Source organism: Paenibacillus massiliensis 2301065 = DSM 16942 (genome assembly GCF_000377505.1).
In the GTDB taxonomy this organism is placed as follows: domain Bacteria; phylum Bacillota; class Bacilli; order Paenibacillales; family Paenibacillaceae; genus Paenibacillus; species Paenibacillus massiliensis.
The window spans coordinates 43,214-63,965 of the sequence record NZ_KB898189.1; the positions used below are offsets into that span (position 1 = coordinate 43,214).

Sequence of the window (20,752 nt, forward strand, 5' to 3'; positions counted from 1 at the left end):
GTATGATCACCTCCCTGCCAGATTTGCTGCATTGATATCACGATCCAATTCCTCTTCCGAAAAAGCCAGCAGCAGCAAGCGCTCGCCGCGAGGCAGTCTCCAGAAATCTCCGGGGCGGAGGTGATGCCGGACCCATAAGTGATACAGCATCGTCGTCATTCCCCCGGAGCCGATTAGTTTTTTAGGTCGCTAATCTCCACGCCGAAGCCGGACAGCTCCAGCACCTTGTCGCCGACTGCGTCCAGTTCACCAGCCAGCAGCATGCGGCGCACAGCCTGTTCGCCACCCGACAGCTTCAGACGGCTCGTAATGCGTGGATCGCCCCAGCCGCTCAGCGACAGTCCCTTGACCTCCAGCTTGGCCGTCGCCTCCGAGATCAGCAACGCGTTGAAAATCTCCGTATCCACCTTCTCATCTACCTGTCCCTTGACTGTGCGGCGGACCGTGCAGCGCTCACGGATGCTATCCACCTTGCTGGAGGTCAGCCCGCGCAGCACCAGTTGCATATCTAGACGGCGAATATGCACCGTCTCCTCAGGCAGCTTCTCCGTCGCCTCGAACAGGCTGTCCAAAATTTGTTCTTCCGTCATATTCTCGTATATGCTCATAAGTCTATCTCCTTTTCATCTTTCAGATATAAGTAACACGTCTATCGTCGTACTTTCACAGAAGACAGACTGCATTTAAATGGATATTTTTCTTGGATAATGGATGTTTTCCTTGCGATAATCGAATTGTTCAGCTCCGCTGAAAACTTATATATTCTATTAACTTAAGAAAACCAAAGAATCCGGGAGCTGCAGCTCGCATAGCTGCTTCCCGGATTTCAATAAGTCACTTTTTGCTCTACTGAAACTAGCGCATTGTACAGCTGCTGCTTTCATCACGTTGATTAGGTTGATACATTAATTAACTAAGTTAATTACGCTACCGCTACCCAGGCCACAGTGTTTACACGCCAATCCTGTCGTCTATTAATGCAGCCCCAAGACTAGATCTCGCTAAACACCCTTGGTTAGTTCCAGCTCAATTTAGTTGGCAACGATCGGGTCCAGCAGCTCATAGCCTTCGAAGGTGAAGGTTGTCTCCTCCTGCACCTCTTCACCGGCTGTCCAGTTGGCAAGCTGGATTTTGTCCGGGGAGCAGCGGATGAGGCGCACACGCTCATGTCCGAACGCTTCGGGATCATCCAGCTTGGAAATGATATCGAACTTGCTGAAGCCACGCTGAATCATATCTGAAGTAACCTTGTAGCCGCTCATCGTGCCTGTACCTTTCTTGATGCCATTCTTGTGCACTTTCCAGTCGTTGCCGACCAGATTCAGCTCACGCTTCTCCATCTCCACGCTGGCTTCCAGCTTGTTGATATGCGTCTGCCATACCCCATCAATATACGCCTGACCATACGTTCCCAAAATTACTCTTGAAGCATCCAACATTGCATATTCCTCCTTGTGATTGGACCATCCTTGGATGGTGTAATTATGAATTTGAACTAGACACAGTCCTTTAAATTAGATACAGTCTGTCAAATGAGACACAGCCCGCCAAATCAAGCTCTGCTGAGGGCTTTACTCAGCGGGCTGCATGTGTGAAGCTATGATGATTATGAAGACTCATTGTCATGCACCCATACACTATTGTTCCATAGGATGATAGCCACTCCTACATATGCGCAACCTTCATGCTGCATGGGTTGTATGTAGCTGCATGTGATGCATCATGACGTACCTCATGTGCATTACAGCAGCATTACAGCATGCATACGTAAGCTATGGCATCTGTACTTCGCGGCTTATTGCACATAGAATGTGCCGAATAGCTGCTCCATGACATCGGTCAGCTTGACGTTCCATTGCAGGAACACCTGATCCGCTTCTGGCGTAACAACTGGAGATGGTCCGTAGTAGGCCGGGTCCAGAATTACATCATAGCCGGATGCCTCAATGACACTGCTGAGCGCCAGCTGTGCCAGATATTCCTTCACAGCACCGATCAGTGCCAGACGACCTTCCTCTGTGTTGTTGACCTTTCCGATATAGGTCTCCTCAGCTGCACGTTGCAGATCGGCATTGATCGCATCCATGACGCGGATGGAACGGATCTTCTTCCAGGCATTATTCTGACCGGCTGCCGGTGTGACAAGGCTGTTAATCCCGCGCAGTGCCTTCACCTGACGCCCATCATGGAATAACAGGAATACCCCGTTGCGAACGGCCTGCTCCTGCTCTGGGCGAGTCCAACGGCGTGTCACATCCTCGAATGGTGTCACCGCATACGTCGTAGATTGGTTCAGACGTTGACCTGCGATCAGACCAGCCACATAAGCCGCTGTCTGTGCAGAGCTGTACTCCACTCCAGCCAGACGCACACCTGTGCCGACATTGATGATGCCCTCATGGTTCAGTGCGAGGGAACGTGCAGAAGCTGCCTGTACCGCATTAGCAGATACATCCTCAGCTGCGGAGCCACCGAATACCGCCACGACTCCTTTACCTTGGTTGCGCACACGCCTAACCCAAGCCGCGAAGCTTTGCAGCAGAGCCATATCAGCCGCATAATCCAAGGCAAGCACGTTGAAGTCCTCGCCTTCCAGTGCTTCCTGCATCGCAATATAATCGGCGTTGGTCAACTGGCTGTTGCCGCTGATGCCCCCGGTAAGACCAGCACCAGTAATATTCGCCAGATCCTCTGCTGCGGCAAGCGCCTTCGCGGTCACCCATTTGTTCTCGCTATCTTCATTAATAGCTGCAGCAATAGCCTCGACCGTAGCACTCTCCGCCGTGAACGTCTTCAGCAGCTTCGTGCCCTCATAGAGCAGCACTTCTTTGACTGCATTATTGTCAATGGTGGGTTGTACCGTTACTGTGAAGCGATTGCCGCGTGAACCGGAATAAAGCGCCGTCAATTCGAGTACATCCTCTGCATCATCATTCTTCAGCTTCACTGCAGCTTTCGCAGCGGTATCGTCTGCCAGTCGGTATGCGAGCAGCTTTCTCGGACCACCCAACAGAGCTAGATAAAGAGTGGAATACGCAGTAGCCCCATCCTCTGTGCCACCAGAGAACATCTGCTCAATAGCCGTCTCGCTGCCAATCTCCACAAATGTACCTACAGGACCCCAATTGGCCTTGACTGGTACAATGACGGTACCGCGCGAGCCGCCTTGAATTGCGGATGCCGCCGCCGCCTGAAAATTCATATACAATCCGGGCAATACCGGTTTATTCGTGTTCTCCCAAGTTCCGCCTGCCATATTACTCCACCTTCGCTTTCATAAATTTTGTAATTTTTGTGCCTGCTTCCTCCACGGATAGCAGTTGATCCTCAGTTCCATAACAAGCGCCTGCCAGCACCTCCGGCTTTACCCCGAACAAGACCTCGGATTTGGCCTTCAGTTCATTCAATGTGTAGCGTGGGTCTGTGACCGACTGTGGGTCTGGCTTCTGTGTCTTCTTCTTGAACACCATATCAAGCACCTCATTTCAAATTCGGATGTACATATAGCCTGCGAATCAACGCTGCTTCCTCTGCTGGGCGCATTCGCCGTTGGGCCAGCGTAAGGCTGATCTGTCCATTCAGGAAAGAATCCGTCTGCCAATCTGCACGAATCTCCTGCGCGGACATATACCGCCGTGTGTCAGCATCCAGTGGAAGCTGCAAAGCCCCGCTAATCGCCTCCATTAAGAGCGAGGCTGTAGCCTGCTCCAGACGCTGATTGGATGCCCAGACATGACCCGTGAACGTTTTGCGGACCTCATACATGGATGCACTTGGGATTCGTGTCTCACTGCCCGTCATGCGCCACAGAATGGCGCGCGAGCCAATAGCCTCGGGCCAGGCATCACCGTATACCCGCCATGTATCATCCAACTGCGATGCGGTCCAACCCTTCAGTGCTGCTAGCCAAGCATCCTCCGTCGCTCCGACGTCAACGACTTCAGCCTCAGGTACATACAGAGCGAACCGCATGGTCCGCACGATCCGCTCCTTCGTATCTGATACGCTCTCAGCCCCACGACTACCAGCATAGTGCAGCGTTACCGAGCTGCTGTCCGTATCATCCAGAGGCTGCCTATGCAGACCTTCCATCAGGAGCTGTGACCAGGCATCGCGTTCTGAAGCCTGGGTAGCGAGACTGTGTAGCTGGATGCATACAATTTGTCGATAGCCAGCCCACGCCGATTTCCATACCGCTTCCCCGAAGGACAGCTCCGCATAAGTATCCGGAGGCGGGTCAGGAACCGATTGCAGGTCGTACACTCGGCCTGCTAATTGGGGAATCAATTCGATGATCCTCGCCTTCAAAGCTTCTCTCATGCAGCTATAGCCCTCCTTTCTCATTGCTAAATACACAGAAATAAATACAAACTGTGAGCCGCATCCCTGTCTCCATTGACCACTGGCACCACCAGCTTAAGCCATATCCTGACAGTCGATCATGATGGCGTGATGTTCACAGATATGGCTGCTGCTTCATCCATGACGCTGACATTTCAGATGACCTGCAGCTGTGAAAGAGCCACAGAAATAACATCATCGTCACTGTCACCAAGTGTGCCTTGGCCTAGACGAAAGCAGTCCATAAAGAAACGGATACCAGCCTTGTGCAGGCGGTATCCGTTTCTCTTGTCCTCATTCCCGATATTAACATCTTACAGCCTTTTTCCGGCTGTGATGACGTAGATAAGCATGATTATAGAAGAGAAAAAGACGAACTTATGTTCCCGTTATATTTCGAATCAGATTCCCTCTTCATTCAGGGCCTAAAAACCTGATATTACGGGATAATCCACAACTCGGATTAAACTCATGTTCTCATTTCTTCAGAACAAAAAAAGAGGATATTCCAGTAAAAGGAACTCCTCTTCAATAATCTTCTATATCGTACCTATTATAAAGTAGTTCTATATAGTAGCTTCCAAGCAATACTTATTACTGTCCTTCAATATCAATCTTCAACATTGATCTTCAACGTTAATCTTCTATATTAATCCTCTATGTTAATCTTCTAATTTTCTATACTATTAAGCTTCTATAATCTATATAGTACTCACAATCATCTTCTATATATTATTTCTTTGTCTATTAATCTTTTGTAATTATCTTTTGTATATTAATCTTGTATAAATTAATCTCTTGTACAATAAGTCCACGTAAAGCCTCTACATAATAACGCTCTTGAATATTAACTAGTACATCCCAACTACATATTTCACCTTGTAAATGTCTTCTTGCATAAATACAAGAGTGCTTGAATGCGGTCAACTCTTATCCGATCTGAAGCCTATGCCAGAGCGAGCTGGATTTGAATCTCCACTTCGCTTACATCAAAGTTAACATGAATTTGTCACACGAAAACAAGAACAAATGTTCTCGTTCATGGTATAATGAAATCATATGCAGCTATGCTTATTCTAAGCCTTTGAGACTGTTTTCTTGCGCAGCTGCTCCAGACGAATCAGCCCCCTGTCAGCCAGGGCCAGTGCTAGCTTGTAGAAGGCACGTGTTCTGATTTTGCTATACGTATCCTTGCTCACTGGAGGATCGAATACGTGATTGTAGATTTTATAATCAAAGACATCATCCTGCTTCAGGTAACGTTCCTGGATCAACAGCTGTTCACGATCGCTCAGACGGGCGACCACCGTATCAATCATGTTGCAATAGGCTGCCCGCGCGGCGGCGGCGTGCACGTTGTGAATAGCAGTTGAAGCGGTAGCGTCCGAGGTTTTGTTCGTCGGACCATGCGGACGATCTGTATAGCTGGCTGTAACCGAGGTTTCTTTGTCCATGAAAGTTATGGTCTTATAGATCCTGTATTTTTCAAATAGTCCTTCAAGTGCAGCTTGCGTCGCACGTCGATCCAGCTCTGGCAGCATGTCATTCATCATTGCATTCGCTCCTTTTTTGCCTTTTGGCAATATTATGTGTCCAATGGTCTTACTCATCCCGGGAGGAGTAGGATAAGCAGATCGCATCAGGCTTCAATAGTTGTCAGCTTTTAATCTATCATCAGTTTTTGTTCACAATTTGTTCGTGTTTTTGTTCGCTTTGTAGGGATAATATACCACTTTATGATGTACTCACCAACTGTCATTTTTCGTGAAATTCGAGCGCTAATCGACCTGTGGCTCTAATTTTCTATACCTTTTGGCATATATCTCTCATTATCTCTTTACCTTAAGGCAACATGGTTATATAGTAGATAGGTAACCATTACCAATCAAGAGTCGCATGGTTCAGGCCTCGTCATAATAGCTATCTACTATATATACAGTCCTACAAATACGTCATGACACGACACAGGCTTGGATCGGAGCACAGGATGATTGGACAAAAAGGAGTGGCCGTACCGTGCAAGAGTCTCATTTCGGAACCTATTTACGACAACTGCGTGAACAGAAGAAAATCAGTATCAATCAATTGGCAGACGTTGCAGGCATAAGTAATTCCCAGATATCAAGGATTGAGAACGGTCTTCGCGGTGTACCTAAGCCCGCGACGATTCGTAAGATTGCGGATGCCCTTGCCGTACCCTATGAGGAGCTGATGGGCAAGGCTGGTTATCTGGAGCAGGAGTTTTCCGTAACGGAACGTGCCGTCCCGGAATGGGCTACCTCCAAGGACAAACGTGATTTCAAAAAAATGCTGGAGGAGGATGGTGAGCTAATGTTCGATGGAATCCCCTTGGATGACGAGGACAAACAAAGAATCAAGGATGTATTGACAGGGCTGTTCTGGGAAGCCAAGCAGATGAATAAGCGCAAGCCTCCAGGCTCAGGGTAATTTTTCAACCGGTTCATGAAATGGACTTATGGACGAGCTTCAAGTTATTACATACTCGCATTTTACAGCATGACAGTTGTACGCGAAGCGCCTGTAAAATGCTCATCAACAATATGGATGGCAGGTGAGTGCCCTTGAATGAACTGATTCGCAGACTAATCCACAAGCACCGCACCAATTGTCCCTTTGATATTGCTTCTGCTCTTGGCATTCATATCCGTTATTCGGATCTGGGCAAGACGACCAAAGGGCTGTATTTTCGGAAGCTGCGCCGCCGCTTCATTGTGATTCATAACGATCTCACCCCAGAATGGGAGCGTTATGTATGTGCTCACGAATTGGGCCATGACCGACTCCACAAGGGAATTAGTCGATTCTTTCTGGAAGAGCATTCCTATTTCCAGCCGGGAAAATGGGAGCGGCAGGCCAATCATTTTGCAATCCTACTGCTCAGTGAGGGGCATCCCCCTCTGCCAGACGAGCCTCTGAACACGTATATGTCCAGAATTGGTCTCCCCCAGGAGGTCTCCGTATTTTGGCCACCCTCTACGGGCCTGGATTCTCCTGATATCAACAAATAATCAGTTTGTTAGATTGATGGCACATATTTTTACGTAGTTTTTACGTTTTTCTACGTTTTTTTTGATAGAATCATATTGGGCTGATAGAACTACTACATAATATTTCCTTGGAGGCCTTGGCCCAAGAGGACGCGGAGCGCATCCCATGCTGCTTACCTGCGGTTACAGAATCCTGCGATTCCTACAGATTCAGCGGATTCTATAATCTATACAAAAACATATTAGGAGGTTATATCTACATGAAGCAATGGAGAAGGCTCTCTGCCGTGCTATTGTCTGCTACTATGCTCTTCGGAACTGCAGGAATGGCTATGGCCGATACTGCAGCCGATACCGCTGTGCCTGAAGGCAGCAAGCACATCACACTGCTGCATACGAATGATGTTCACTCTCATGTCGTAGCAAACGATCCCGAGATGGGGTATGCCAAGCTGGCGGGTATCATCGACAAGTATCGCGGGGAGAACCCGAACACACTGCTGCTGGATATCGGTGATGCAGTGCATGGTACAACCTTTGCAACGCTAGTGAATGGCGAGAGCATTCCAAGCGTAATGAACAAGATGGGCTATGATGCGATGGTTCCTGGTAACCATGAATTCAACTATGGTTCCACTCAGCTCGTAAAGCTGGCCGGTCTGATGAATTTCCCTATGCTCAGTGCAAACGTAAAGAAAACAGACGGAACCCGCCTGTTCGAGCCTTATACCATTAAAGAAGTAGACGGCGTCAAAGTCGGGCTTATCGCACTGACTACGCCAGAAACGGCTTATAAGACCAACCCTAAGAACGTAGAAGGCATTGAATTCACTGATCCTTCTGCTGAGGCTAAAGCGATCGTGGACGAAATTCGTGACGACGTAGACGTAATTGTCGTAATGGGACATTTGGGGCAGGATGCTTCTAGCACGGATACTAGCTTCAAGGTGATCAAAGAAGTTCCAGGTATTGATATCTTTATTGATGGCCATAGCCACACCGTGCTGGAGAACGGCCTGGTCAGCGATAACGGTACGCTGCTTACCAGCGCCGGGGAATATTCCAAATACCTGGGAGTCGTTGATTTCTGGGTCAATGAAGGCGAAGTGGTTAGCAAGAAGGCTCAATTGATCGATCAGACCAAAGCGGCTGATATTGCTCCAAATACAGAGGTTGCTGCTCTCATTGATTCCATTCGTAAAGAGCAAGAGCCTATTCTGGCACAGCAGGTCGCTACGACTACTGTAGAGCTGGACGGCGTGCGTGAGCATGTTCGTGCAGGCGAGACCAATCTTGGTGATCTCATCGCCGATGCACTCAAGGACGTGAGTGGCGCTGATGTAGCGTTGACGAATGGTGGCGGCATCCGTGCTTCCATTAAGGCCGGCAACGTAAACAAAGGAGACATCATTACGGTGCTTCCATTCGGCAACCAAGTGGTAACTCTTGAGGTTACTGGTGCTGACCTGAAAGCTGCTCTGGAGAACGGTGTTGCTTCCTACCCGGAACCAAGTGGCGGCTTCCCGCAAGTATCTGGCATGACCTTCAAGATTGATACTTCCGCAGCAGCGGGTAATCGGGTCGTTGACCTTTTGGTAGGCGGTGAAGCCTATGACCCTGCTGCCACATATACGCTGGCTACGAATGACTTTACTGCAGCTGGCGGAGACCAATACAGCATGTTCACGAAATATCCGCAAGCTGGTATGTATGGCTCGCTGGATGAGGCTTTGATCCGGTACATGCAACAGCCAGGAACCATTGCAGCTGAAGCAGATGGTCGAATCTCTGCAGTAGGTGCTTCTACGACGGTACCTAGCCCAGAACCGACGCCTGAGCCTGCTGCTCCTGCACCAGCTCCAACTCCGGCTCCACAGCCAACACCAGAGCCTGTAGCCACTCCTAAGCCACAGCCTGCGAAGCCATCTGCTCCGCAGACAACGGATAAGGAGATCTATATCGTTAAATCCGGAGACACATTGACGTCGATCTCCAAGAAATACGGAACAACTTGGCGGAATCTGCAAAAGCTGAACAAGCTGAGTAATCCGAACCTGATCTATCCAGGTCAAAAAATTATTCTGCCAGCATCCTAATGGCATGATGACAAGTACAGTTCAGGAATGCTAGTCTGACGGACCAGCATCCGCAAGGAACTTGTGCGTCAAATTCCAGCAAGAAGCAAGGACCTCAGCTTCCACATGATCGTGGAACTGAGGTCCTTTGCTATGTAAAAAAATATCCAGCTAACGTATTGACTCTGTGATACCTGAGGATAGATACTTAATAAATCAAGCTGCTGCCAGAAATGCAGCATATTATTATGATTCTTTTGCAAAAGGAGCTTGGCCCATGCAATACGTAATCTACGATCTGGAGTTTACCGTCAGTCGCCATACGAATTATTCTTCTGAAATCATAGACATTGGCGCAGTGAAGTGCACACAGGAAGGCGACAGGCTTGTCATCTCGGACCGCTTCCATACCTTCGTACGTCCTACGAATCGTCCCGTATTATCTGCAGACACCATTCGCTTCACTGGCATTGGTCAGAAGCAGATTGATGCCGCGCCCTTATTTGGTGAAGCCGCCAGCCAGTTCGCAGCGTGGCTGGGGGAACCAGGCAGCTATTATTTGTGTGCTTGGGGACCAGATGATCGGATGAAGCTTATTTCTCACTGTCGCACGCATAGAACAGACCTGTCCTGGATTTGCAATACCAACGATATCCAGAAACAGATCTCGGCTGTGCTAGGGGAACCAGGGAAGTACCGTCAGCTAAGCCTCGGCCAGGCGCTGGAAAGCTGCGGAATTGTCTTCGACGGGCGTCAGCATAGTGCACTGGATGATGCCGTGAATACAGCCGAGCTATTCATTCGTTACTTCGATCAGTTGAATCTCGTGACGAATAATGCGGCTAATGAGGAGTCGATCAGTTCAAAAGTCGTGTATTCCAGCAGCGATGACGAGGATGAGGGCTACAATCCATTCGGTAATCTTGCCAATCTGTTTCGCGACAAAACCTGAACACACAGGCTGATTAGCAATATGGTCAGCCTATTTCCAGTAGAGGACGGACATTCTCTCCCGTGCTGCAATTATGCTTTCGTTGAAGGTCTGTTTTAATAATCGCTTCCTTCTGCCTTCTGCTCGGCATAGATGGTTCCCCACATATTCAGCATTTCTCTTAACCGTTGTCTATAGTGGATGGGCTCAAGAATTTCAGCTCCAGGTCCAAACTTGTACAGCCATTGTAAAAAATCGCTATCTCGATTCACTGTAACCTCAAATAATAGACTTCCATCAGGTAGATCCTTCAGAATTGGCTTAACGAATAGCTCCTCCGCTTTGATGGTCTGCGCCAGTTCACGATCAAATTTAATGATAAATCGAGTATGATCCTGACCTTTGCGTACAGACCATGTGTGACGAAAAAAGTGCTCTACATCATAGCTTTCCTTGCGGAACGTACGAGAGAGTATTCGGACACTGCGGAATCGGCTGATCCGAAATGTCCGTACCTTGGATTGAGAATGACAATAACCTAACATGAAGAACCTTCGTTCCTGAGGAATGAGACAATAGGGATCAATTCGTTGTAGTCCCTCGTCAACTCCTTGGCCAGGATAATAATCTACTTCTATCGTTTGCTGGGTCAGGCTGGCTAATATAATAGGCATAAGAGAATAAGGCTGATCTTCTCGGCTAGAAGGCTGACCTAAGCGAATTATGTTAGTAAGCTGCTGTGCAACATTGGCCTGCTCTACTTTCTTCTTCTGGGCTGATGCCATTACCTTCTCATAGGCGCTTTCGAATCCATCCGGCAGCATAGGCTTCACCCGATCCATCACCATAGATAGCATGGAAAAAGCAGCTGCCTCTTGTTCCGTCCAATTCAGCGGGTATAAGGCAAAATTGCTAATGAATATGTATCCTTTACCATGCCCCATATTGGTGATGGGGATATGCATAGCACTGAGCGCTTCCATATCCCGATAGATCGTCCGCTCCGATGTCTCACAGCGCTCTGCGAGTTCTCTTGCCAAAATGCCAGGGTTCGCCTGTACAATGGTAATGATGCGCATGAGCCGAATCAATCGATCAGTCAAGGACTTTCCTCCTCTTTAACATAGTAAATTAGACTCGCCCAACATTTTCATAAATGACATACATTTTTCATTTTAATGCAGGTTAACTATGGTTTTTGTGACTATTTAGAGCTTGCAGGAAATATTTTCTTATTGAACCAGTACTTCTTTTTTCACTACATAAGTCTCGTTCCATGAGCGATATAAATCCAAAAAAATCTCGGCTTCCCGCAAATAATCGTAATCCCCTAGTCTTGTAGCCCGGATCAACAAGCTATCTGCATGTCTCCGCAGCATGTCCCCTCCCTGTACAGCTGCCCCCCTTTCATATAGACGCAGTGCCTTTCTCAATATCTCGAAGGATTCATTGAACATTATGAATTTCTGCACTCTTGGGTTAGGAGAGGCCATGATCAGACCTGTATGCAACGTAAAATGAACAAACAACATTTCCGAACGCAGTGCGGTGCGCTCGTCACTGCCAGGTCTACGCCAGCTCCACTCTACTGCACATACAGCATGCCTCCCGGAGGGATGCGGGTCGACTCGAAAGTCTAGCAAAGCATGTCTGCTCTGGCCACTATACAAATTCCCACAGTGTATTATGACTTCTCCGGGGCGATCATTCAGATCCATTTCCACTCTAGTTCCTAAGACTCTACCAAAATGAGTTCCTGGTTCAGGTATCAGGTGCATTCGAAGATCACAGCCTATCATTTTGGGTCTCATATGGATACGTCTTCTGCGACCATAGACTTTCCCCCACTCTACCAGCAAATGAGCCTGATGCCTTCCAGTAGCGGACATAGCCTCTCTACTCCAGGTATAGCTAACATCTAACATGCTACTCATGAACATTTCCCCCTATTGTACGCAAATATATCTATACCCTATCAGGAAGAATCGTCATCATATTGTCAGGGAACATCAGTTCCGTGGAAGAAAATACCCATATTTTTAGTCAAGCGTGTATTTCAGCCTAAAAAAATCCTTTTTTTGTGATGTTTTTTACATTAAAACCTTTGATTTTAGTTATCTATGCCCTTGTATTCCACAAATCAATAACAAGAAGCTTGCGTAATTACGAACTCTAGCACGGACCCTATTCCTCCATGCGACATTCTACGCAGTAGGACATCACAGATATGCAGGAGGTATATACGACAAAAAGCCACAGTGCAGGATCTAGAAAGCCGTGTGGCTTTTCCTGCTCTGTGGCCTATCGTAACAAGGGTTGTAGATTAACTCGTTCAAGAAGTTGTGCTATTCAGCTCAGCTTAACCAAAAGAACGCTGTAGCATTACACAGATGGCGGGGACGTCTCCTCATGAATCAGCTCCGTCTGTATGAGCTCATAGGTGACACTATCCAGCATGAGCTCCTTGCCCAAAGGCTTGCCATTCACGGTAATCCATATCTTTTTGTAGGCTTCATCTTGCTTTTTCATATCCGTCCAGCTCCTCTTTATGTGAAATAGTTCTAATATTTTTTCAGCTCTTAGTGATCTGGGTGCTACTGAAGGTCGTATGGTGTCGTAGTATAGAAGTATGGCTCAAATAGTGCAGCAACATGGATGTATCGCCCCCTGTCGCTCTGAACTTTATTCATATACCCCGTTTGGGGTACACTTAAACCAATCCTGATTCAACTATAGCTGAGGAGGAACCCTATATGCTTTTCAGACTTCGCAGTCTCCTTCCACGATGGCTTATGATTCTGAGTATGTCTGTTGCAGTCTGGCTGTGGGGCGGACAAGCTCATGCTGGATACTGGGAGGATGTCACCAATGGCTGGGAGCAGCTCTCCCGCTTGCCTGGAGAGGTACAGCAGCTTCAGGACAGCTACCAGGAGACCAAAGCGCAGCTGGAGGAGGCCCAACAGAGCCTTGAGAGCTACCAGGAGCTGAACGCCAAGCTCTCCACACAGAATCAGCAGCTGGCTGCTACAGTAAGTGAGCTGACCCAACTGCAACAGCAGCGTGAAGCTGCCTCACATCGCAATCGTATACTTTTGTGGACCGCGGTCGGTCTATTCGCTGGTTATTTCCTATTTATACGCATATTACGTCTGGTTATGAAGCTCCGCTCCGGACAGAGCTACTGATCATTTCTGCAATGCCAATGCAGTCATTGGATCACAGGCAGCAAGGATAACGAGGTGACAAGGTGCAAATACACAATGAAAATGAGCTCAGCGATCTGGGAGGATCAGCCGTGACCTTTGATCTGGTTGAAGATGATCTTGTCCATGTCCTTCATCCGCAGCAGATTATTGCATATCGTGGCTCCAGTCATTTACGGAATGACAAGCTGATGAATATCAAGGGCATGTACCGCAAGCGCAAGCTGATTCAGGCGGATTTCAGCGGTCCATGCCGCTTCACAGCGGCTCTGCCCCCAGGCTTCTCCTTCACGACGGTGCCGATTGAGGATGGTAGTAGCCTCCTGTACGACTTTCGCTATCTGTTCTACTATACGCACGGCATCCGGATGAGAACGAAGCTACTTAACGTCAAGAATATGCTCTTCACCAAGGAAGTCCTCAAGATGAGATTTGATGGAAGCGGCGAGATTGGTCTACTGACCCCCGGCATGGTCTGTCAGGAAGCTCTGGATCCCGAGAAGCCTCTGTACATCGAAGCGAGCAGTGTGATCGCTTATCCCGAGCAGGCCAAGCTGGAGCTGGCCGTGTACGGCAATCATCTGGCCAGTCAACATATGAGCTATCATCTGAAGATGACTGGACAAGGAACTGTACTGTTTCAAGCCGGACAGCATAGCCGCAGGCTGGAGCAGGATCTGGCGGATGAAGGACTGATGAAACGAGTGTTGCGTGAAATTATTCCTTTCGGAAGTGTATTCATTAAATAGCTCTGACATGCTATAATGTTACGGTGCTGGTTATGCTCTTTGAATTAAGGACAACCGCGCAGTGCAGTAGCAGTAGTTCAAGCAGTAGATCAAGCAGTAGTTCAATAATTGAAGATATTCCGTGCATAGTCACGGGAGAGGTTCGCGAACTCCCTCTATAAAAAACTATTTGGCGCTTGGCCCCCAGTGAAAATTCTGGATGAGGCAAGGCCTGTTTTTTGTTGGATGCCAGTTCATGAAACTCTCCGTCTTCCTTTGGCAAAGCCGTTGCTTTGCAGATTCCAAGAAGATTGAGAGGTTTTTTTATGCTTAAAAATGAGAAAGCCATCGTTGTATTCAGCGGTGGACAGGATAGCACAACCTGCCTGTATTGGGCGCTTGAACGCTTTGCAGAGGTCGAGGTCGTTACCTTCGATTACGGCCAGCGCCACAAGCTGGAGATTGAGGTCGCTGCGGGCATTGCCCGTGATCTTGGCGTGAAGCAGACGGTGCTGGATATGAGCCTGCTAAATCAGCTGGCCCCGAATGCCCTGACACGTGATGATATTGAGATCACACAAGCCGAGGGCGAGCTGCCCAGCACATTCGTAGATGGACGCAACATGCTCTTTCTGACCTTTGCCGGCATCATGGCCAAGCAAAAAGGTGCACGTCACATCATCACAGGCGTATGTGAGACCGACTTCAGTGGCTACCCGGACTGCCGTGATGTATTTATTAAATCCTTGAATGTGACATTAAATCTGTCCATGGATTATCAATTCGTGATTCATACGCCGCTGATGTGGCTGAATAAAGCCGAGACTTGGCGTCTCGCAGACGAGTTAGGTGCATTTGACTTCGTGCATACCCGGACGCTCACCTGCTATAACGGCATCATTGGAGATGGCTGCGGCGAATGTCCTGCGTGTCATCTGCGCAAGGCAGGATTGGATGAATATCGGAATGAGCTTGCCCAGTCATCCAAGGACTCCACAGCCGGAGGTGCTTCGCATGCGTGAGTCAGGACCTTTTCGGATCGTTGAGCAACTTCAAAAGTTCGGAGAGGATATTCGTCACGATCAGCTCCGCTATCATAACAAGCGTGTGTTGGTGAGCAAGGAATTCACCTTTGATGCCGCCCATCATCTTCACGCCTACGAAGGCAAGTGTAAGAACCTGCACGGTCATACCTATAAGGTAGTCTTTGGCGTTAGCGGCTATCCGAACGAGGTCGGCCTTACCATTGATTTTGGCGATATCAAGAGCATCTGGCAGGAGTATATTAACGACTATCTTGACCATCGCTATCTTAATGAGACATTGCCACCGATGAACACAACGGCAGAGAATATGGTCGTCTGGATGTTCGAGCAAATGGAAACCGCGCTTACCTCACCTGAATACAGGGATCGCGTTCGCGGTGGACGTACCGAATTCGTGCGACTGTACGAGACACCGACGAGCTATGCGGAGGTCAGACGGGAGTGGATGCTCAATGACTAGTATAGCCACCATGAATACAAGTACGGCAGCTTCCATTCCTGTGCTGGAGGTCTTCGGGCCTACCGTACAGGGCGAAGGTATGGTCATCGGACGCAAGACCATGTTCGTCCGCACCGCTGGCTGTGATTATCGTTGCTCCTGGTGCGATTCGGCGTTCACTTGGGATGGCAGTGCGAAGGATCAGATCCGTCGGCTGTCTCCTGAAGAAATCTGGGCGGAGCTACACAGCATCGGCGGCGATCGCTTCTCTCACGTTACCATTTCAGGCGGCAATCCCGCTCTGCTTCCGCAGCTGTCCGGCCTCATTGAGCTGTTGCATGAGCATGGAATTGCGACTGCCGTGGAGACGCAGGGCTCCCGCTGGCAGGATTGGCTGCTGAGCATTGATGAGGTTACGGTCTCTCCCAAGCCGCCTAGCTCGGGAATGGCAACGGATTGGGACATTCTTGATGGACTCGTTCAACGTCTGGCAGCTCGTCCTGGTTCGAAGTCATACAGCATCAAGATTGTTATTTTTGACGAGCAGGATCTGGACTACGCTCGCGAGGTCTACAGAAGATACCCGGATGCTACTCTGTTCCTCCAGACAGGTAATCCGGATGTCCACACGCCAGCGATCACAGACCAGGCCTTGTCGCTACTGGCCCGTTATGAGTGGCTCATTGATCGGGTCATGGAGGACCCGGAGTTGAATGACGTCAGAGTACTTCCTCAGCTTCATACGCTGGTCTGGGGCAATAAACGAGGAGTCTGATTCATATTTTGCGTCGCAATCTATTTTTATTTATATAAGGAGTGCTACCTATGGCAGGAAGACAAAAAGAAGATCTGAGTGAGATTACGTTGCTTGGCAACCAAGGAACCAAGTATACCTTTGAATACGATCCAGGCATTCTGGAGAGCTTTGACAACAAGCATCCATACCGTGATTATTTCGTAAAATTCAATTGTCCTGAATTCACCAGTCTGTGTCCGATTACCGGACAGCCGGATTTTGCCACGATCTATATCAGCTATATCCCTGACATCAAGATGGTCGAGAGCAAGTCTCTCAAGCTGTATCTGTTCAGCTTCCGTAATCATGGTGATTTTCATGAAGATTGCGTAAATATCATTATGAATGACCTGATCAAGCTCATGGACCCACGCTACATTGAGGTATGGGGCAAATTCACACCACGAGGCGGGATCTCCATCGACCCTTACACCAACTATGGCAAGCCTGGCACGAAATATGAGCAAATGGCTGAGCATCGCATGATGAACCATGATATGTATCCGGAGAACATAGATAACCGTTAAACAACAAAGTGGCTAACCAATAAGAGGCCATCAAGCCTACGGCGTAGTCTGAACGTGAGGAACGCCTGCAGCACGTACCCTTCCAAGGCCGCTCTCTTCATCATTCTGTAGAATGGGTAGAGGGCGGCCTCTTATTCACATTTCTGTGTTATACTGTTAGCACTTGTTATCTGCATATTTACATAAGCATGTTGTGTGAGCCTTCGAGCATGCTGTCACAATGATCTGCAAAGGAGAATGAGCATGCCCGCCCCTAGTGTCGCCAAGCCGCGAGAGCTCCCAGGGACTCCCTCATCCGGAGCCCAGCCTCAAGGCACGGTCTTTTACATCTTGATTGCAATTAGTCTTGTACACTTATTCAACGATTCGATTCAATCCGTCATTCCAGCCATATTCCCGATTCTGAAGCAATCCATGCAGCTAAGCTACACGCAGATCGGCTGGATTGCGTTTACGATTAATTTTACAGCCTCCATCATGCAGCCCGTCGTCGGCTGGTTCGCGGATCGTCGGCCTACACCAGCCCTGCTACCGATTGGGATGTGCTTTACGTTCACAGGAATGCTCCTGCTCGCCTTTGCCAAAGATTATAGTGCCGTGCTCGTAGCGGTTACCTTTGTGGGGCTTGGTTCGGCTGCCTTCCATCCCGAAGGGTCGAGGGTATCCCATATGGCTGCCGGAGCCCGTCGTGGATTGGCTCAATCCATCTTTCAGGTCGGCGGGAATGCTGGTCAGTCCCTGGCACCAATCCTGACGAGTCTCGTCTTCATCCCGCTGGGGCAGTTCGGTGCGATCTGGTTCACTGGAGTTGCTGCTGCAGGGATTGCGGTACAAATCTTCATTGCACGCTGGTATGGTCGCATGCTCACTGCTGGAGTCCAGCGGCGAAAACAGGCAAATTCACGCTCTATTCATCCCGATGTGCGGCGACGAATCGCGACGGCTCTCGTACTGCTCGTATTGCTGGTGTTCATTCGCTCATGGTACATCTCCTCCATCGGAAGCTATTACTCCTTCTATCTCATGGAGGTATTCAAGGTGGATCTGAGCAGTGCACAGCTGTACATCTTCCTGTTTCTTGCGGCAGGTGCCGTCGGTACCTTCTTTGGAGGTCCGCTGGCTGACCGCTTCGGGAAACGCAATGTGATCTTCCTGTCTATGGCTTTGGCTGCTCCAATGGCCCTGCTACTGCCTTATGCCAATCTGTTCTGGACAGGTGTCCTGCTTGCGCTGATCGGTTTCATTCTCCTATCCAGCTTCTCTGTCACCGTCGTCTACGCACAAATGCTGGTACCTGGCATGATCGGTACCATTTCAGGGCTGATCACCGGGCTTGCCTTCGGTCTGGGTGGCGTTGGCGCCCTCGTCATGGGGAACTGGATAGACTTCGCGGGGATTACGACCGTTATGTATGTATCTGGCTTCCTGCCACTGCTCGGCATACTGACTTACCTGCTTCCATCAGACCGCACGCTGAATCGCTGGGCTGAGGAGAACGGTGCAGAAGTGTAGACCTACCATTCATTCAGGCTACGCTGATAGCTTTACATGCTATTATCTAATAAAAATACACCTGCAGACCGCCTCTGGTGGCTTTGCAGGTGTATTAGCTTTGTTGGTGTACTGGTTATTCTGCAGACTTCAGAATATGACTATCGATCTTGATTACTGCCTTGCGAATGGTCATATTGCTCCCGGCTTCACAGCATGGGCGATGAATATCCTGTGGCGTGAAGAGCGCGTACATGCCCTCCTCCAAAATAACATCGATCTCATCAGTCATTTCTCTTGCAAAAAATACAATGTCCTTCTCACTCATTAAATCTTCTTCCACAGGTTGTCCATTCAAGCGGGCCGTACCGATACGCTCCCGTCCGTGGATCAAATACTGGATATCGAGAAATCTCTCATGTGCCTCTGGGCGCTTCTCTGCTGTAGGTGCTGTCTCAGCCTCCTGCAGTAGACAAAAGATCCGATCTCCATCAATATCATATCTACCATTCTCCAGGCCCGAAAAGTCCGTCTGCTGCAAAAACGCCATCGCTTGATGAATAGCTGGGTGCAAAAGCTCTTTCTCTTGCGCCCAGTCCGAAAGTCGACCAATAAACATTACCGTCGCTCCTTACTTTGCTGAATAGGATGAATTTCACAAATTAGAAAAAAGTAAGCGGTATCATTATAAACGCTGGAATAGGATATTGTATATGCCAAATCGCACAGCTCAGGTATATATTGCTACGTTATGGTCGTTTTTGAGCGACGTTACGAGGTTATATTTCTATATAGTTCTACTTTTTGATATACACGTTCGTCGGTATTCAGGCATTAATACTACATTAATCTTGCTGCGTTATAATAGCCGTTGGTTAGGGTAGGGAAAGAAGGGAGTCATGCATGTTGGAAAAGAAAGGAAAGCCGCGGATTGCGGAGTGGAGCGAGCTGCGCGGCCTTGCCTTTATGGCTATTGTGCTGCAGCACAGCATCGGGGAGTATATTTACAGGAGCGATATTTTGCAGCCGGATTCGACCATGCTGGTTATGATCTATCATCTGACCCGTTTTGGCACGCCGACCTTTGTTTTTCTTTCAGCGGCGCTGCTATTTTATAATCACAAGAACGATGTGAGCTACCCGAAATATATAAAAAGACGGTTCTCTGATATTTTTGTTCCGTTTATGCTCTGGACCATCATTTACTGGCTGGTGACTCGTATGTGGTCGTCCCATACCTGGACGGAGCCTTCCTTCTGGACGGGGCTATTGAAGGAATTTATAATCCCGACTCAAGGTTATCATTTGTGGTTCGTCGTCATGATCTTCCAGTTCTATATTCTGTTCCCTCTTGTTGTGCTCGGAGTGAACCGGGTCCGTAGCGCACTGAATGGGTATGACAGCACCTTCCGCACGCTACTGACCGGAATGCTGTTAGCTGTACTAGGCTGCGCTTATGCGCTCCTGATGCACTGGTCCTACTATGACATGGCTGACTGGTACGAACGAATGCCAAGCTGGCTCCAACCGTTCATTCAGTTCCGCACTTATAATGTGCTGATGTATTTCTTTTACATTGCACTGGGAGCCGTATGTGCGGGAATGATAGGGACCTGGCGACGGTGGGTCATGAAAGTCCTGCCCTGGAATGGCATCGCGTTCGTCCTGTTGTACATGATTATGGGTTATACCGTGCTGAACCAGTCAGGTACGACCATGAATCTGAACATTTCCACCTATCTCAAGCCAAGCACCTTCCTGTTGATCATTTCGCAGATTCTGCTGCTCTATGGTCTGCTACTTCGTACGGATACAGCGGTGGAGCCAGGACCGTTCCGGAAAATGCTAGCCTGGATGGGCAGCTATTCCTACGGTGCTTATTTAGCTCATGCACTGGTATTGCTACTGGTGTCGCTGTTAACCCGGGAATGGTCCCTGGAAGGCTATCACATGATTGCTACACTATTGACCTTTGTTGTGGTCACTAGCGTCTCTCTAGCGATTAGCAGAGGCTTGTCCTCGCTTTCTCTTGGCCGCTGGCTCGTGGGTCCCGGCAAGAAGCGTTCTCTGAAGCTGCCCTGGACACGTACCTCCACCTCCGCTGATCAATCGGCAGCTGGAACCAGTCTGTGAATAAGATAGTATAGAACCTTGCAATACAAACTTT

At 48.7% G+C, this 20,752-nt stretch carries 23 protein-coding genes and 1 riboswitch; of the genes, 12 read left to right on the top strand and 11 right to left on the bottom strand.

Annotated elements, in window-relative coordinates:
• Window positions 1-6: 6 nt before the first annotated feature.
• From D328_RS31215 to D328_RS0111210, 7 genes are all read right to left on the bottom strand, one after another.
• On the bottom strand, window positions 7-150 hold the full coding sequence (locus D328_RS31215) for a hypothetical protein (RefSeq protein WP_169445798.1): 144 nt from the start codon (window positions 148-150) through the stop codon (window positions 7-9).
• A 23-nt stretch (window positions 151-173) separates the two neighbouring features.
• Entirely contained in the window at window positions 174-608 is a 435-nt protein-coding gene (locus tag D328_RS0111185; protein WP_018885096.1) for a phage tail assembly chaperone, read from the bottom strand.
• Between the two features lie 423 nt (window positions 609-1,031).
• Window positions 1,032-1,439 carry a phage tail tube protein gene (locus D328_RS0111190; protein WP_018885097.1) on the bottom strand — a complete coding sequence of 136 codons (408 nt, stop codon included), beginning with the start codon at window positions 1,437-1,439 and terminating at the stop codon, window positions 1,032-1,034.
• Window positions 1,440-1,795: 356 nt separating this feature from the next.
• Window positions 1,796-3,256, bottom strand: coding sequence for a phage tail sheath family protein (locus D328_RS0111195; protein ID WP_018885098.1), 1,461 nt, complete (start codon window positions 3,254-3,256; stop codon window positions 1,796-1,798).
• Window position 3,257: 1 nt separating this feature from the next.
• The gene (locus tag D328_RS0111200) at window positions 3,258-3,470 is read right to left on the bottom strand and encodes a hypothetical protein (RefSeq protein WP_018885099.1); all 213 of its coding nucleotides are present in this window, start codon (window positions 3,468-3,470) and stop codon (window positions 3,258-3,260) included.
• A gap of 10 nt (window positions 3,471-3,480) precedes the next feature.
• Window positions 3,481-4,320 carry a hypothetical protein gene (locus tag D328_RS0111205; RefSeq protein ID WP_018885100.1) on the bottom strand — a complete coding sequence of 280 codons (840 nt, stop codon included), beginning with the start codon at window positions 4,318-4,320 and terminating at the stop codon, window positions 3,481-3,483.
• A 1,097-nt stretch (window positions 4,321-5,417) separates the two neighbouring features.
• Window positions 5,418-5,891, bottom strand: coding sequence for an ArpU family phage packaging/lysis transcriptional regulator (locus D328_RS0111210; RefSeq protein WP_025676579.1), 474 nt, complete (start codon window positions 5,889-5,891; stop codon window positions 5,418-5,420).
• 466 nt (window positions 5,892-6,357) lie between these two features.
• Between D328_RS0111210 and D328_RS0111215 the strand changes: the two genes are divergently transcribed.
• The 4 genes from D328_RS0111215 to D328_RS0111230 all read left to right on the top strand — a co-directional run bounded on the left by D328_RS0111215 (window position 6,358) and on the right by D328_RS0111230 (window position 10,376).
• Entirely contained in the window at window positions 6,358-6,789 is a 432-nt protein-coding gene (locus tag D328_RS0111215; protein WP_018885102.1) for a helix-turn-helix domain-containing protein, read from the top strand.
• A gap of 134 nt (window positions 6,790-6,923) precedes the next feature.
• Window positions 6,924-7,370 (top strand): ImmA/IrrE family metallo-endopeptidase, encoded by a 447-nt coding sequence (locus tag D328_RS0111220; protein ID WP_018885103.1) that lies wholly within the window; start codon window positions 6,924-6,926, stop codon window positions 7,368-7,370.
• A gap of 239 nt (window positions 7,371-7,609) precedes the next feature.
• On the top strand, window positions 7,610-9,445 hold the full coding sequence (locus D328_RS0111225) for a 5'-nucleotidase C-terminal domain-containing protein (protein ID WP_018885104.1): 1,836 nt from the start codon (window positions 7,610-7,612) through the stop codon (window positions 9,443-9,445).
• A gap of 256 nt (window positions 9,446-9,701) precedes the next feature.
• Window positions 9,702-10,376, top strand: a complete 675-nt coding sequence (locus tag D328_RS0111230; protein WP_018885105.1) for a 3'-5' exonuclease — start codon at window positions 9,702-9,704, stop codon at window positions 10,374-10,376.
• Window positions 10,377-10,471: 95 nt separating this feature from the next.
• Here the strand turns inward: D328_RS0111230 and D328_RS0111235 are convergent, their stop codons facing one another.
• The 3 genes from D328_RS0111235 to D328_RS31220 all read right to left on the bottom strand — a co-directional run bounded on the left by D328_RS0111235 (window position 10,472) and on the right by D328_RS31220 (window position 12,884).
• Window positions 10,472-11,458, bottom strand: a complete 987-nt coding sequence (locus tag D328_RS0111235) for a helix-turn-helix transcriptional regulator (RefSeq protein WP_018885106.1) — start codon at window positions 11,456-11,458, stop codon at window positions 10,472-10,474.
• Between the two features lie 129 nt (window positions 11,459-11,587).
• Window positions 11,588-12,289 (bottom strand): hypothetical protein, encoded by a 702-nt coding sequence (locus tag D328_RS30025; protein WP_018885107.1) that lies wholly within the window; start codon window positions 12,287-12,289, stop codon window positions 11,588-11,590.
• Between the two features lie 448 nt (window positions 12,290-12,737).
• Entirely contained in the window at window positions 12,738-12,884 is a 147-nt protein-coding gene (locus D328_RS31220) for a hypothetical protein (RefSeq protein ID WP_018885108.1), read from the bottom strand.
• Between the two features lie 224 nt (window positions 12,885-13,108).
• Between D328_RS31220 and D328_RS0111250 the strand changes: the two genes are divergently transcribed.
• The 7 genes from D328_RS0111250 (at window position 13,109) to D328_RS0111280 (ending at window position 18,606) form a co-directional block, all read left to right on the top strand.
• Entirely contained in the window at window positions 13,109-13,540 is a 432-nt protein-coding gene (locus tag D328_RS0111250) for a hypothetical protein (RefSeq protein WP_018885109.1), read from the top strand.
• Between the two features lie 62 nt (window positions 13,541-13,602).
• Window positions 13,603-14,307 (top strand): AIM24 family protein, encoded by a 705-nt coding sequence (locus tag D328_RS0111255; RefSeq protein ID WP_051091135.1) that lies wholly within the window; start codon window positions 13,603-13,605, stop codon window positions 14,305-14,307.
• Window positions 14,308-14,438: 131 nt separating this feature from the next.
• Window positions 14,439-14,482, top strand: a riboswitch (PreQ1 riboswitch).
• A gap of 130 nt (window positions 14,483-14,612) precedes the next feature.
• Window positions 14,613-15,308, top strand: coding sequence for a 7-cyano-7-deazaguanine synthase QueC (gene queC / locus D328_RS0111260; protein WP_018885111.1), 696 nt, complete (start codon window positions 14,613-14,615; stop codon window positions 15,306-15,308).
• Entirely contained in the window at window positions 15,301-15,792 is a 492-nt protein-coding gene (gene queD / locus D328_RS0111265; RefSeq protein WP_018885112.1) for a 6-carboxytetrahydropterin synthase QueD, read from the top strand. The genes queC and queD overlap by 8 nt, the downstream gene beginning before the upstream one ends.
• Window positions 15,785-16,546 (top strand): 7-carboxy-7-deazaguanine synthase QueE, encoded by a 762-nt coding sequence (queE, locus tag D328_RS0111270; RefSeq protein ID WP_018885113.1) that lies wholly within the window; start codon window positions 15,785-15,787, stop codon window positions 16,544-16,546. The genes queD and queE overlap by 8 nt, the downstream gene beginning before the upstream one ends.
• A 50-nt stretch (window positions 16,547-16,596) precedes the next feature.
• Window positions 16,597-17,094, top strand: a complete 498-nt coding sequence (queF, locus tag D328_RS0111275) for a preQ(1) synthase (RefSeq protein ID WP_018885114.1) — start codon at window positions 16,597-16,599, stop codon at window positions 17,092-17,094.
• 243 nt (window positions 17,095-17,337) lie between these two features.
• Window positions 17,338-18,606 carry an MFS transporter gene (locus D328_RS0111280; protein WP_018885115.1) on the top strand — a complete coding sequence of 423 codons (1,269 nt, stop codon included), beginning with the start codon at window positions 17,338-17,340 and terminating at the stop codon, window positions 18,604-18,606.
• A gap of 115 nt (window positions 18,607-18,721) precedes the next feature.
• Here the strand turns inward: D328_RS0111280 and D328_RS0111285 are convergent, their stop codons facing one another.
• Complete coding sequence (locus tag D328_RS0111285; protein WP_018885116.1) at window positions 18,722-19,204, bottom strand: YhcH/YjgK/YiaL family protein; 483 nt, start codon at window positions 19,202-19,204, stop codon at window positions 18,722-18,724.
• 284 nt (window positions 19,205-19,488) lie between these two features.
• Here D328_RS0111285 and D328_RS0111290 point away from each other — a divergent pair, with 284 nt between their 5' ends.
• A complete protein-coding gene (locus tag D328_RS0111290; protein ID WP_018885117.1) occupies window positions 19,489-20,718 on the top strand; it encodes an acyltransferase in 1,230 nt (409 codons plus the stop codon).
• The last annotated feature ends 34 nt before the right edge of the window (window positions 20,719-20,752 follow it).

What these genes read in the sequence shown, in the direction of transcription:
- D328_RS31215 (WP_169445798.1), bottom strand. Translation starts at nt 150, where the DNA reads ATGCTGTATCACTTATGGGTCCGGCATCACCTCCGCCCCGGAGATTTC.
- D328_RS0111185 (WP_018885096.1), bottom strand. Translation starts at nt 608, where the DNA reads ATGAGCATATACGAGAATATGACGGAAGAACAAATTTTGGACAGCCTG.
- D328_RS0111190 (WP_018885097.1), bottom strand. Translation starts at nt 1,439, where the DNA reads ATGTTGGATGCTTCAAGAGTAATTTTGGGAACGTATGGTCAGGCGTAT.
- D328_RS0111195 (WP_018885098.1), bottom strand. Translation starts at nt 3,256, where the DNA reads ATGGCAGGCGGAACTTGGGAGAACACGAATAAACCGGTATTGCCCGGA.
- D328_RS0111200 (WP_018885099.1), bottom strand. Translation starts at nt 3,470, where the DNA reads ATGGTGTTCAAGAAGAAGACACAGAAGCCAGACCCACAGTCGGTCACA.
- D328_RS0111205 (WP_018885100.1), bottom strand. Translation starts at nt 4,320, where the DNA reads ATGAGAGAAGCTTTGAAGGCGAGGATCATCGAATTGATTCCCCAATTA.
- D328_RS0111210 (WP_025676579.1), bottom strand. Translation starts at nt 5,891, where the DNA reads ATGAATGACATGCTGCCAGAGCTGGATCGACGTGCGACGCAAGCTGCA.
- D328_RS0111225 (WP_018885104.1), top strand. Translation starts at nt 7,610, where the DNA reads ATGAAGCAATGGAGAAGGCTCTCTGCCGTGCTATTGTCTGCTACTATG.
- D328_RS0111230 (WP_018885105.1), top strand. Translation starts at nt 9,702, where the DNA reads ATGCAATACGTAATCTACGATCTGGAGTTTACCGTCAGTCGCCATACG.
- D328_RS30025 (WP_018885107.1), bottom strand. Translation starts at nt 12,289, where the DNA reads ATGAGTAGCATGTTAGATGTTAGCTATACCTGGAGTAGAGAGGCTATG.
- D328_RS31220 (WP_018885108.1), bottom strand. Translation starts at nt 12,884, where the DNA reads ATGAAAAAGCAAGATGAAGCCTACAAAAAGATATGGATTACCGTGAAT.
- D328_RS0111250 (WP_018885109.1), top strand. Translation starts at nt 13,109, where the DNA reads ATGCTTTTCAGACTTCGCAGTCTCCTTCCACGATGGCTTATGATTCTG.
- queC (WP_018885111.1), top strand. Translation starts at nt 14,613, where the DNA reads ATGCTTAAAAATGAGAAAGCCATCGTTGTATTCAGCGGTGGACAGGAT.
- queD (WP_018885112.1), top strand. Translation starts at nt 15,301, where the DNA reads ATGCGTGAGTCAGGACCTTTTCGGATCGTTGAGCAACTTCAAAAGTTC.
- queE (WP_018885113.1), top strand. Translation starts at nt 15,785, where the DNA reads ATGACTAGTATAGCCACCATGAATACAAGTACGGCAGCTTCCATTCCT.
- queF (WP_018885114.1), top strand. Translation starts at nt 16,597, where the DNA reads ATGGCAGGAAGACAAAAAGAAGATCTGAGTGAGATTACGTTGCTTGGC.
- D328_RS0111280 (WP_018885115.1), top strand. Translation starts at nt 17,338, where the DNA reads ATGCCCGCCCCTAGTGTCGCCAAGCCGCGAGAGCTCCCAGGGACTCCC.
- D328_RS0111285 (WP_018885116.1), bottom strand. Translation starts at nt 19,204, where the DNA reads ATGTTTATTGGTCGACTTTCGGACTGGGCGCAAGAGAAAGAGCTTTTG.
- D328_RS0111290 (WP_018885117.1), top strand. Translation starts at nt 19,489, where the DNA reads ATGTTGGAAAAGAAAGGAAAGCCGCGGATTGCGGAGTGGAGCGAGCTG.